At 39.0% G+C, this 12,526-nt stretch carries 8 protein-coding genes; 1 reads left to right on the forward strand and 7 read right to left on the reverse strand.

The window, feature by feature from the left end; translation table 11 throughout:
* Positions 1-2: 2 nt before the first annotated feature.
* The 7 genes from AY601_RS10335 to AY601_RS10365 form a co-directional block, all read right to left on the reverse strand.
* Entirely contained in the window at positions 3-2,123 is a 2,121-nt protein-coding gene (locus AY601_RS10335) for a bifunctional aldolase/short-chain dehydrogenase (RefSeq protein WP_068400249.1), read from the reverse strand.
* Between the two features lie 39 nt (positions 2,124-2,162).
* Positions 2,163-3,239, reverse strand: a complete 1,077-nt coding sequence (gene rhaT / locus AY601_RS10340; RefSeq protein ID WP_068400252.1) for an L-rhamnose/proton symporter RhaT — start codon at positions 3,237-3,239, stop codon at positions 2,163-2,165.
* Positions 3,240-3,347: 108 nt separating this feature from the next.
* The gene (locus AY601_RS10345) at positions 3,348-3,914 is read right to left on the reverse strand and encodes an HD domain-containing protein (protein ID WP_084359202.1); all 567 of its coding nucleotides are present in this window, start codon (positions 3,912-3,914) and stop codon (positions 3,348-3,350) included.
* A gap of 362 nt (positions 3,915-4,276) precedes the next feature.
* Positions 4,277-4,720, reverse strand: coding sequence for an SRPBCC domain-containing protein (locus AY601_RS10350; RefSeq protein WP_068400259.1), 444 nt, complete (start codon positions 4,718-4,720; stop codon positions 4,277-4,279).
* Between the two features lie 84 nt (positions 4,721-4,804).
* Positions 4,805-5,377, reverse strand: coding sequence for a Crp/Fnr family transcriptional regulator (locus AY601_RS10355; RefSeq protein WP_084359204.1), 573 nt, complete (start codon positions 5,375-5,377; stop codon positions 4,805-4,807).
* Positions 5,378-5,380: 3 nt separating this feature from the next.
* Positions 5,381-10,213 (reverse strand): chemotaxis protein CheB, encoded by a 4,833-nt coding sequence (locus AY601_RS10360; protein ID WP_068400262.1) that lies wholly within the window; start codon positions 10,211-10,213, stop codon positions 5,381-5,383.
* 29 nt (positions 10,214-10,242) lie between these two features.
* Positions 10,243-11,769, reverse strand: coding sequence for a GAF domain-containing protein (locus tag AY601_RS10365; RefSeq protein WP_068400265.1), 1,527 nt, complete (start codon positions 11,767-11,769; stop codon positions 10,243-10,245).
* Between the two features lie 176 nt (positions 11,770-11,945).
* Here AY601_RS10365 and AY601_RS10370 point away from each other — a divergent pair, with 176 nt between their 5' ends.
* Positions 11,946-12,488, forward strand: a complete 543-nt coding sequence (locus AY601_RS10370; RefSeq protein WP_068400268.1) for a biliverdin-producing heme oxygenase — start codon at positions 11,946-11,948, stop codon at positions 12,486-12,488.
* Positions 12,489-12,526 lie beyond the last annotated feature (38 nt).

Consider the following 12,526-nt stretch of genomic DNA (forward strand, 5'->3'; position numbering starts at 1 on the left):
ATTTATCTGACGAAAGCCATAGCTACGCCACCATCTACATTTAATACATTCCCGGTAGATTTATTTAAAAGTCCACCTACAAAAACTAAACAGGCATTTGCAATATCTTCTGGAAGGATAATCTTATCCAGCAATGTTCTTTTTGCATAAAAAGCAGGCAGTTCTTCTACTTTAATACCATAGGCTTTCGCCCGGCCTGCAGCCCAGTCCCCTTCCCATATTTTACTGTCTGAAATTACCGCATCCGGATTCACTACGTTCACTCTGATTTGATCTTTTCCTAATTCCGCAGCGTTTAATCTGCTCAGGTGAAGTTGTGCGGCTTTAGCCGATCCATATCCCGCATTGTTAGGCCCGGAAACTAACGCATTTTTGCTGACAATATTTAAGATATCACCACCAATTGCCTGTTTGCGCATCATTATTACAGCTGTTTGTGTGATTTTGAACTGCCCTTTAACTAATACATCATATAACAAATCCCAATCTTTTTCGGTATGCTCTTCGATGGGTTTGGAAATAGATAACCCCGCACAATTAACTACAATATCTACTCCGCCAAAAGCCAGCGCTGCCGTATCAAATGCTTGTTGAATAGCTTCATTTTTAGTGACATCCAGCAATGCGGTGGTATAAGCATCTTTCCCGAATAAATGACTAAATTCCTGAGCTGCTTGCGCTAAACGGCTGCTATCATTGTCATTGATAATCACGACAGCCCCTTCTTCCACGAACTTTCTTGAAATTGCTTTGCCAATTCCTCCTGCACTGCCTGTAACCAGGGCAATTTTACCTGTTAATGCTTTGGGCTTTGGCATTCTTTGCAGCTTTGCTTCTTCAAGCAGCCAGTATTCGATATTAAATGCCTCCTGACGTGGCAATGAAGTATAAGCGGAAATTGCTTCCGCTCCTTTCATCACGTTAATCGCATTGATGTAAAACTCTGCTGCAACGCGTGCAGTCTGTTTATCTTTGGAGAAAGAGAACAATCCAATTCCCGGATAAAGAATAATAACAGGATTGGCATCACGCATCGCCGGACTATTTTCATGTTTACAAGTTTGGTAATAGTCGGCATACATTTCCCGGTAAGCTACAAAAGCCGGAGCAAGCAACGTTTTAAGCCCTTCGGCGTCCGAAAGATCCGCTTCTGCATCGAGGGTTAAAACCAGCGGACTGATTTTAGTCCGTAAAAAGTGATCCGGGCAGCTTGTGCCTAATGGAGCAAGCCTTGCCAGGTCATTCGAGTTAATAAATTCCAGAACTCTTACATCATCTGTAAAATGTCCGATCATATGACGATCAGCAGAACAGAATCCGCGTAAAATGGGTGCTAAAATTGCCGCCTGCTTTTCTCTTACTGATTGTTCAGGTGCAGCAATTTTCTGCCCCCCGAATGTTGGCCCCTTTTTCCCATAATTAGCTTCCAGATAATCTGCACAAATCTCTATGACTTCGAGTGTATTCAGGTAGCTTTCATAAGCCGTATCTCCCCAGGTGAATAACCCATGAGATCCTAGCATAATCCCCCGGATCCCCGGATTTTCATCCAGACATTGTTTCAATTGCAAGCCCAGGTCAAACCCTGGCTTCTGCCAGTCTACCCAGCCAATTTTGCCTTTAAACAAATCTTGTGTAAGCTGCTTTCCATCTTTAGCTGCGGCAATCGCAATTGCCGCATCCGGATGCAAATGATCAATATGTTTAAAAGGGAGAAATCCATGCAAAGGTGTATCTATTGAAGGTGCTTTGGAATTTAAATCATAAATGCAATGGTTAAAAAGCGCTACCATTTCATCCTCCTGAGCTAAACCTTTATAGATGTTTTTTAAAGCGCGCAGCCGGTCTACATATAATGCAGCCAAACCATTACGCTTTAAGGTACCAATATCTCCACCTGAACCTTTAATCCACATGATTTCTGTCGTCTGACCAGTTAGCGGATCAATTGCATTTGCTTTGCAGGAAGTATTACCGCCACCATAGTTGGTGAGCCGTAAATCTGCACCTAATAAATTTGAACGGTAAAGTAATAAGGCAACCTCATCTCCTGCTAACTTCGCAGCTTCTGTTTCATCCCATAAATAACTTACGTGTTTAAAACGGTCTCTTTCGTCGAACATAGTATAGAATATTTTTTACTGTTTAGAATTTTTTTATGACTATTTAATTGAATTTCCATATCCCACAATCAGGATAGAAGCGATAATAAATACAATACCAACCAGGACAGTCCTGAATGTTTTCCGCGATACAGCTTTCCATTCATTGAGTACTAATCCCCAAACATTGGCGACCAGGATAATAAAGGCCATATGCAGAATCCAGGAACTTGCGCCGTTGCCTAATTTACTTTCGCCCATTCCGTAAAAAAAGAATTGTAGAAACCAGGTAATTCCTGCCAGTGCAGAAAAAACATAGTTCTTCAGCAATGGCGTTTCTTTATTCGTATAATCTTTAAAGGTTTTATTCTTGGCGTTCAGCAGCATACACCAGATGAAATTGGTCGTTAATCCCCCCCATAAAATCACGATATACGTTACATTATTTTGAAAAAGGAATTCTCCCTGCCCCGGATGCAGCGTTTTCCATAAGTGATTTGCCTCATGGGCCATGTCCTTTCCTGCATCAATACCAAAGGCGAAACAGGAACTGAGTATTCCTGAAATCATGGCAACTGTTAAACCTAATCCTATTTTGAATTCTGCACTTTCTTTGGTTTGTTTTTGTGCGGTCAGGTCTTTTTCTTTCATCATCCCGGCTTTCCCGCAGATGACAATACCTACGATACAGACAATCAGCCCTATAATGACCAGCTGCCCCCATGGACTCGTTATAATTTCAGTAAAAGTATCTTTGCCGGCTTTCGGATAAAAATCATAATAAACTGAGGGCATCAATGCACCAAATACAGAGCTCATGCCCAGGATAATAGAACTACCTAAAGAGACGCCAAGATACCGTACACCGAGACCAAAAGTAAGGCCTCCTATTCCCCATAATATCCCAAAGAAATATGTTAAACCTATAATTGCAGCGCTGGTGTGTTTGATAATTTCAGCAAAATCAGGAATAGTTAAATAGGCTGCCAGAGGTGGCACAATCAGCCAGGAAAAGATCCCGCCAACTATCCAATAGCTTTCCCAGGCCCAGCCTTTAACTTTTTTATAGGGGATATAAAAGCTACCAGAGGCGAAGCCCCCGATAAAATGGAATATAACTCCAAAGATGATCTGCATAAATTTATATATCTGGTTAGAATAATTAAGCGATAATACTGCTTTAAAATCAGCTAACTGTTATTAACTGTCCTGCTCTACCCTAAATTTATGCAGAAATAACCAAGATTATAAGTTCATCAAATAATTACGTATCATTTCTTTCATCAACTGGATTTCCTGAGCCAGCACTGGTTTATGCGCGTCCTTTCCTAAATCATCCCATTTCCGCAGCTTAACATACAGGGGCAAAAGTGGATCTTTTTCAAATTCGGCAGCTTCTTCGGCAGTCATTTTTCCTCCTTGAAATTCCAGCGTGATCTTACTCACTTCTGACAGGTCCTCATAATAGGCAGGTTCTGCATAAACAAGATATTTCTTGGCAACCACATGACTCGACACTAAATCGGCTATTCTTTGCGGAAAACCCAGATCCAGCAGGAATTTACCTCCCAGTTCATCATGATGCTGAGTTCCATAATTATCCATCTTTTCATCACCTTCCAGAAAATGGCCTATATCATGTAAAAAAGCTGCAATGATTACTTCATCAGCTTCCCCTGTTTGTTGGGCGAGTTGCGCACATTGTATCATATGCATCGTCATAGTCACGCTTTCACCATATTCCTCCCCTCCAAGGGTTTCATATAAGCCAAATATACGCTCCACTGTATCCTCTACCTGCTGTTGTTCCATACTGATTCGCTTCTGAATGATAAAGCAGGCTAAAATTCAGCAATTCATATGAACAGAAATTAAATATTATGTTATCAATTAGCGCTATAAAAAAAGCCCGATGAAAATGAATTCATCAGGCTTTTGCAATCGTATTATTAAGCTTTTGTTAAATCATCCTCCACCCCAATAAATCCTGAATACAGCGCTTATCTTTGCACCGAAGTACAAGTGCTACTTTCAAACGCAGGGGGTTGAATTATGGCAGCACCAGAAGGTTCGATTCCTTCCTCTGCATCCAGCCTGAATTTTTCACGGGCATAAAAACGAAAAGATCAGCCTTATGGAGATAAGGCTGATTCTAAATCCAGTTAAAAACGGTTTTATAGCTCGTTTTCAGCCAACTCCTTAATCTTCTCATTCATTAATACAAACCCTCTTTTCGTATTGTTATTAAGCTGTCCTTTTAGAAACGGAACCAATATCCCTTTGAATTTTTCACTTTGTAAAAGTGTGGTTGTCCCATCACCATTATCCACCAGTTCAAATTGATGTTCGCCATCAAAGATCCCAGAGAATAAAAGCCGGCCAATCCACCTGAACTCTTTATTCTTCTCAAAAGCCAGAACTTTAGGTTTAAAAGTCATGCCATTTGCATCAGGCGGTGCAATTTGTACAGTAATTTGATTCCCAACCTTAACTTCTCCCCGGAGAGATTTGATAAAAGGGTTCCATTTCGGATAGTTATCAAAATCAATTAATATCTTCCAAACCTGTTGAGGCTTTGCGTGAATCAGAATTGCTGTTTTAATTTCTGTTGTTATCATCAGACCGTTATCTTATCGTATTATGAACTACTGATACAAAGGTCTTCAATAACTAACTAAGCCTACTTGATAAAAATCAAGAATTTACGAAAGTTGTTTTTTCCTGATCCTGCTAAATGTTTCAGGAGTCATCCCTAACATAGAAGCAATGTATTGTAAAGGAACCTGGTTAAACAATTCCTTATGCTGTTCAAAAAACAAACTATACCGCTGCTCTGCCGTCATAGAGAGATGTGCAAAAACCCGGTCTTCCAAAGTAGTAAAACATCGGGTGATGAATAACTTCTCCAACTCCCGCCATTTGGGTACGAGCTTCCCAATCCGGTTATAATCGTCTCTGCTGATCGTATACAAGACTACATCAGTCAATGCCTGGATATTCCAGCGGGCAGGGACATCAAAAATAAAACCTGCCAGATCCGTTAGAAAATAATTCTTTGTACAAATCCACTGCGTCACTTCTTTATCGGGTGTAACCGCAAAAACCCTTAACAAACCAGCTTGTACAAAACTTAACTTATCGGCAGGCTTACCGGCCGACATAAAGTATGCTCCTTTTTTCAGCACCGAGCGTTTAAATAAAGAACTGATGTTTTTTAAATCATCTCCCTCAACCTTGCCAAAATAAGTTGTAATATGTTTTTCAAGCGCTGTCATTTGCTATTCATCATGCTTTTCTGCCCCATTTATTGGTATTTGAAACCAAAACTCTGAGCCTTCATTTTCAACACTGTCGACACCGATCTGGCCTCCATGTCTGCTAATGATCTCTGCACAAATATAAAGTCCCAATCCTAAACCAGAAAACATAGCAGAGACTGCATCAACTCTAAAAAAGCGGTCAAATACATTTTCAATTTTGTCTTTAGGGATACCAATTCCAAAATCTTTAATTGTTAGTCTCAAATCATCCCCAATCAATTCAGTATATATCCTTGCAAGTCTGCGTTTTGGAGAATATTTAATGGCATTGGATAAGAAATTGTTCACCACTTGTTCTATTCTATGCCGGTCTCCATAAACCTGGATATCATCCAAATGATCAATGATAATTTCGTAATCTTCTGTTTGCCTGATATCATCAATACACTCCTCCATGATGCTCTTGATATTAAAATGCGCATAGTTAAACTGCATTTTCCCAGCCTGTATTTTGGTCACGTCCAGCAGATCATTAACCAGTGATGTTAAATTACCAATCTGTTTTTCTGCCTTTCCAATCAGTGTCAGCATTTGGTTATTTTGCTGCGTTTTCTCCGCAAATCTTAATGCCAACTGTAAAAACCCTTTAATACTGGTAATCGGAGTTTTTAATTCATGACTTGCAATACTCATGAATTCATCTTTTTTGTGCATGAGTTCTTTCGTAGTCTGTTGTGCTTTAAGCAAATCAGTCACATCAAAACCAAAAAAGGCTATCCCATCTACCTTACCATCTGCTGTATATACAGGAATAAAAGTAAAGTCAAACCAATGTTCAGCCACTCCATAACCTGGATGTTTATATTTGATATTAAAGGATTTGGCAATGTGCATCTCTCCGGTTTTTAACACCTGCTGTTCGATCTCAGCGATTGGTGAACCGATGTATTTAGGATGTGCGACAGCAGAAGCTTGCCCAATAAAATCATCAGTCCCTACAAACTCATTAAATTTATTGTTTGTAAATTCATAAACCAGATCTTTACCTCTGCGGATTGTAATTAATGCAGGTGCATTTTTGAAAATCCTGTAAAATTCTTCCTGCTGATCTTTAACCTGACGCTGAAGTTCTGCTCTTTTTTGCTCGGCAACTTTCTGCTCAGTAATATCAATAATATAAGTGACTGTTTCCGTACCCTTACCTAGCAATGCCGAACCAATCATCACAAAGATCCGGCTGCCATCTTTGCAGAGATATTCTTTTTCATAAGGTGGGCAAACCTCGTCAGTTCTCAGCCTCGACATGGCCTGTTCAGTAACTTGATAGTATTCCGGAGGTGTAATTTTAATCCAGTCCAACCCAGCATCCAGCTCTTCCTTACTGTAACCTATCATCCGTAAAAAGACATCGTTTGCATCTGCAATTAACCCGGTATCAAGATTTGAAAACATCATTCCAATCATATTGGAATGGAACACTTTTTCAAACTTTTCTTCACTTGAAGTCAGCTTTGCTTCAGTCTCAATCAGCCTGGTCACATCAACCATTGAGCCAACCATCCGGTATGGTGTATCAAAATCATCGTGCATAATTGATCCACGATCCAGGATCACAGCATAAGTTCCATCAAGCTTCTTTACCCGATATTGTGCTGACCATTGTTTCTTATTCGTATTAATCGCTTCATAAACGCTATCCTGTACAACTTTTCTGTCTTCAGGATGTATTTTCTCAAACCAGAACCCAATGTTACTATTCTCTCCGGCAGACTCATAACCGAACATGGAATTGAAATTATCGCTTCTCCACATGGTGTTGTCAACAAGGCTCCAATCCCATATGGTATCATTGGTTGCTCTGGAAACCTGACCAAACCGTTCTTCGCTTTCAGAAAGTTCCTGAGTACGTTCTGCAACCTTAATTTCCAGCTCTGTATTCAAGCTTTTTAAACTCTCTCTGGCAATAATCAGCTCATTATAATTCTTCTTTAACCTGTCTTCAGCAGCTTTCTGATTGGTGATATCAGACAAAGTAGCGACAAAGCCGTCCGACATTTTTACCGCGACAATCTTATACCAGCTTCCAGCAGCATCCTGGAACTCAGTCTCAATATTCCTACCCTTTTCTACCAGGTTTACATACTTTGTAAATAAGCTTCCTTGAATTAACTCAGGAAGCTGTTTAACTAACAGTGCATTTTCGAGTTCAGTTTTATCTTTCTGAAGTAGATTTAAAGCAGACTCATTGAAAGATGTACATTTAAAATCAACAATAATCCCTTCCTTATTACGAATGGTGGCAAAAGCAAGAATACCATTTAAACTCGCATTAAAAACACCGGAAATAATATTATTCAGCTCTGTAATATGTGTAATATCTACAAATGTAATCACCGCACCATCCCTCTTTTTATCCTTACGGATATATGGCATGATCCGCATCAAATTCCTTTTGCCGTTCTTAAGTGTCACTTCTTTTTCAATAACCGCCCCACCTGATAAAACTGAACTTACGTCCGTAATCAGATTTTCAGCGATCAGGTTAGTCGAGATCTGAACAAAAGAACGCCCAATGTCTGCTTCAATCATATTGATAATATGGATAGCAGCCGCATTAAATTTACGGATGTTAAGGTTTGAATCTAAAAATATCTGGCCAATATCTGTACTGCTGAAGTAATTATCCAGGTCATCATTCAATTCAACAAGCTCCTTAATTTTTACCTGGTGTTCAGTATTCAGCGTATAAAGTTCTTCATTCAAAGATTGCAGCTCCTCATTTCCTGACTGCAATTCTTCGTTCGCTGAGAGCAATTCTTCATTGGTTGACTGGAGCTCTTCATTGGTTGTCTCCATTTCTTCCATAGCCAGCTGAAGATTGCTCCTGCTCTCGTTTAACTCTGCTTCCAGTTCAAACACATACTCATCATACTGTACTGAAGATAATGGAGAATTATTGGCTTCCTCTTTATCATGGACAAAGTCAACCGGATGTGCAGTAAAAGCTAGCATTGTATATCCAGTCTCATCGGGTGGCTGAATAGCTATATTGAGCAATGATGGATTTTCATCCCGGTTGATTTTCAGCTTATTTAAATGTACCGGGATATTCTCTTTCCATACTTTTCTTAAAGCAGTATTCAGGACAACAGCGATTTCTTTAGGGACCATTTTCAGAATATTCAATTCAATTTTCTGATCTGGCAAGGACAAAAAGTTCTTATAATTTCCTATTGCTTCCTTAATAATATATCCCTTATCAATAAATACACCTGCATATCCAAGCTCTTCAATAATAAACTTGTTGAAACGCTTTTCTACTGGACTTTGAACTGGTTCAGGTATAGTTTTCCCGCTTTTATCATCTGAGATCAGTAATCTTCCAGAAGTATTATAAGTATTAAATGAAGAATAATTGATCGCCCCGGATTTCTGATAGATTTTCCATTTATCCGCAGTTTCCGAAATTCCTCCCTTTAAAACGTGCGCAGTCTCGCTGGAACCTAAAAACAAATATCCCCCCTTATTCAGTGAAAAATGCAAAGTAGAAAGCACTTTTTCCTGTAGGGCCTTGTTCATATAAATCAGCATGTTCCTGCAACTCACCAGGTCATTCTTTATAAAAGGAGGTGACTTGATCACGTCATGTTTCACAAAAACCAATTGTTTTCTGATTGCAGGGCTCACACTATAAAAATCGCCTTCCTGAGTGAAGTATTTTTTAAATAGTGCAGGTGGTATTTCTTTTTTAATATTTTCCGGGTACTGATTTTTAGAAGCTATTTCTATTGCTTTATCATCAATGTCTGTAGCAAAAATCTTTACTTCCAGTGACTTACCTGCCTTTTCCAGGCATTCATTGATCAGAATAGCCATCGTATAGGCTTCCTGACCTGTACTGCAAGCACAAATCCATACTTTCAGGATCTCCCTTTCTTTCTTGTTACTGATAATATCCGGAAGGATCGTTTTTTCCAGGAATTCAAAATGGTCTTTATCTCTGAAAAACTTAGTGACACCTATTAAAAAATCTTGTCCAAGTATCTTTACTTCTGTAATATTATCTTTTAAAAACCCGATATAATCTTCCAGCGTATCGAAACCATTTTCGTTCATCCGCCGCCCAATACGCCTGATAATTGTTGGTGTTTTATACAGATTAAAATTATTACCGCTTTGCTCATGTACCATTTTAAAAATGGTATCCAGCATGCTTCCATCTATGTGGTTATGATCCAGTACTGCTAACGGATCTTCATTGACATGGTTCAGCAATTCCTGGAACATTTTAGCGGGAGACAGAATATAATCCGCTTCTCCCAATGCAATGGCGCTATTAGGCATTCCATCAAACTTAGCAGTGGACGGATCCTGAACCAGTACCATTCCACCCTCCTCTTTAATACTCTGAATCCCTTTAGTCCCATCAGTGCCGGTACCGGAAAGAATAATGGCAATAGCCTTTTCTTTTTTGTCTTTGGCGAGTGTATGCAGAAATACATCCACAGCCATATTAGGGGCTTTAATTTTAGATTTATCAGCGAGTTTTAAACGGCCTTTACTCACCGTCATTAATTTGTTATTGGGAATAATGTAGACAAATCCTTGCTGTATCGGCATGTGATGAGCTGCCTCAATGACCTGCATTTGTGTATGCTTGGAGACTAATTCTACCAATAAACTCTTATGGTCTGAAGAGAGATGCTGAATGACAACAAATGCAAAATCAGAACTTTGAGGCATGTGATCAAAAAACTCGTGAATAGCCTCCAGGCCACCAGCAGAGGCACCTATAGCGACAATGTATTGTGCATCTTCTTTTGAATAACTATTCTCCTGCTGATCCCGCATATCGGTCTTTATTTGTAATTTTTGCTTTTTTATTGTTGTGCTTGTTTAATTGTAAATTCGAAAAGGAAGCTTCTTAGTGATTCTGCAACTTCCAGTTCATTTTTCGTCCAGGGCAGCGCTTGTTGTTCAACCGTTTGTTTCCATAATTCAAATGAAGTTCTTGGATGATATTTTTTTCCATCAGCAGTGAAGTTGATCGCCTGGTTAGGATCACCTCCCCAATCAATACTTTGAATAGCCTCTGGTCTGAAACACACCAGAAAATCACCGGGTGTTTGATTGATCGGTATAAATAACACACCACTTGCTATGGCCGGATAACCGGCGGCGTCCTCATATAGCGCAGACAATGCGTTCGTTGAATATACGTTGTCTAAATTTTTACTTTCCAGCCATTGCATTAAATTATATAAATCAGTTTTGTAAGGGACATCCCCTTTTGTTTCTAATTTGCCATTCACTCTGATTAAAACACCTGAAGCATTAAATAACTGCAGGATATCTACAGTATCATCTTTTAAAAGCCCCATAGCTATATCATCATGTGCATAAACCAAATCCGCTAATGCAACACGTTTCTCCTGAATTTGTTTAATAATTTTATAATCCTGCTTATTGATAATCAATGAAATTTTAGTAGAAATTACTTCCGACAGCCATTCAAATATAGAGCATAATTCGTAACTCAGGTACTTTGGTTCCAGGTGATGACAAGAAATAAGCCCCCATAATGTCTCATTATAAAGCACCCGGATTGACATGGAGGCTTTTACCTTCATATTTTTCATATACTCCAGATGTACTTTCGCAACTCCTCTCAAATTACAATCAGAAAGATCAATAAAAGCATTGGTGACAGGATTGATTACAGGATACAATCTGATTGCTTCATAATCGCGGTTAGAGATCAATCGGTAAGGATTTTTTAAATACATCTGTCTGGCCTGCTTAGGTACATCCGAAGCTGGAAAAGTTTGTCCTATATACTGATCAAGTCGCTCATCCTTTTCTTCTGCAATGACAGTACCATTCCAGTCACGGTCAAACTGATACATTAGTATCCCGTCAAATCCTGATAATTTACGCAATTCATGAATAGCGATAGTACAAACTTCCTGCACGCTCTCCGCCTGATCAATAGCCGAACTGATATATTTTATCTCCTGATAGACATCAGCAAAACTTCTGTTTTGCGCTTCTTCTTGTTTTTCAAGTTCTATGATGATATAGTCTGCTCCAACATGTAATAAGGCCAGAAATAAATTTGCCCCCTCTTGTTCGTTAAATTGAAGATAAAGCGGTATTCTTTTGGCGATACCTGTTTGTATCAATCCTTCCATTTTCAGGAGATCTTCTTCCCGGATAAAATCAGCCAGTGGACTATTGATCAGTTCTTCAAGTTTTTTACCCGTCAACTGCGTTACATTCTCACTTAACTGTATAATATTCAGATTGTTGTCAACAATTAATAAATAACCGTAGTCTTGTATGGAGTTGATATGATGTAAGGGCAAACTTCCGCAGAAGTCAGAATCATAATTTTTTTTATCAGTCATGTTGAATTAAAAATCAGAGGTTAATTACACGCCAAGCTAGGTAAAGTATTTTATGGGTGTTTTTTTTCTTCACCAAATAATATACCAATTCCGATTTTTCATTTAGAATTTTTAAAGTTTCAATTGTAAGTGGTCCATATAAAATTCACTATTTTAGCCGCCATACAAAGACCATTATGATCAGTTCAATAATTAAAGAGGCTACCATGCCTGCACATCAAAAACTGGAAAAAGAAGTTATTTTAAAGCTTAAAGCAATCCGTAGAGACGAAGATTATACAGCACTTCTCAAAAATTTCAATGACTATTTTAGTGCACTTGAAAATGCTATAACACCTTATATTACACCAGAAATACTTTCAGATTTCCCACAAAGAAGGAATTCTGCTTATATCAAAAAAGATATTACCGAGCTGGGTGGAGATGCTGCTGCTGCAACAGGAATTGAGGTCCCTGAAATCAAAAATGCGTTGGACGCAATGGCTGCCTTATATGTGATGGAAGGTTCTATTATGGGCGGAAAAATCATTGTGCAAATGCTGGCTAAAGGTGGTGTTACCAAAGGGGTATCTTTCTTTTCGGGTTACGGTGAAGAGACTGGCAAGATGTGGGGAACATTTGTACAGGCTTTAGATCATACGGGCAAAAATGCAGCCGATGAAAACAGAGCGGTAGAAGTAGCCAATGAAACTTTCAATTGCTTCGCAAAAGTATTTTAACCTCTTTTAGTTAAATAACCAGATGTGTTATCAACTAC

The sequence above is a fragment of the Pedobacter cryoconitis genome (genome assembly GCF_001590605.1).
Classification (GTDB): domain Bacteria; phylum Bacteroidota; class Bacteroidia; order Sphingobacteriales; family Sphingobacteriaceae; genus Pedobacter; species Pedobacter cryoconitis_A.

What these genes read in the sequence shown, in the direction of transcription:
- AY601_RS10345 (WP_084359202.1), bottom strand. Translation starts at nt 3,914, where the DNA reads ATGGAACAACAGCAGGTAGAGGATACAGTGGAGCGTATATTTGGCTTA.
- rhaT (WP_068400252.1), bottom strand. Translation starts at nt 3,239, where the DNA reads ATGCAGATCATCTTTGGAGTTATATTCCATTTTATCGGGGGCTTCGCC.
- AY601_RS10365 (WP_068400265.1), bottom strand. Translation starts at nt 11,769, where the DNA reads ATGACTGATAAAAAAAATTATGATTCTGACTTCTGCGGAAGTTTGCCC.
- AY601_RS10360 (WP_068400262.1), bottom strand. Translation starts at nt 10,213, where the DNA reads ATGCGGGATCAGCAGGAGAATAGTTATTCAAAAGAAGATGCACAATAC.
- AY601_RS10335 (WP_068400249.1), bottom strand. Translation starts at nt 2,123, where the DNA reads ATGTTCGACGAAAGAGACCGTTTTAAACACGTAAGTTATTTATGGGAT.
- AY601_RS10355 (WP_084359204.1), bottom strand. Translation starts at nt 5,377, where the DNA reads ATGACAGCGCTTGAAAAACATATTACAACTTATTTTGGCAAGGTTGAG.
- AY601_RS10370 (WP_068400268.1), top strand. Translation starts at nt 11,946, where the DNA reads ATGATCAGTTCAATAATTAAAGAGGCTACCATGCCTGCACATCAAAAA.
- AY601_RS10350 (WP_068400259.1), bottom strand. Translation starts at nt 4,720, where the DNA reads ATGATAACAACAGAAATTAAAACAGCAATTCTGATTCACGCAAAGCCT.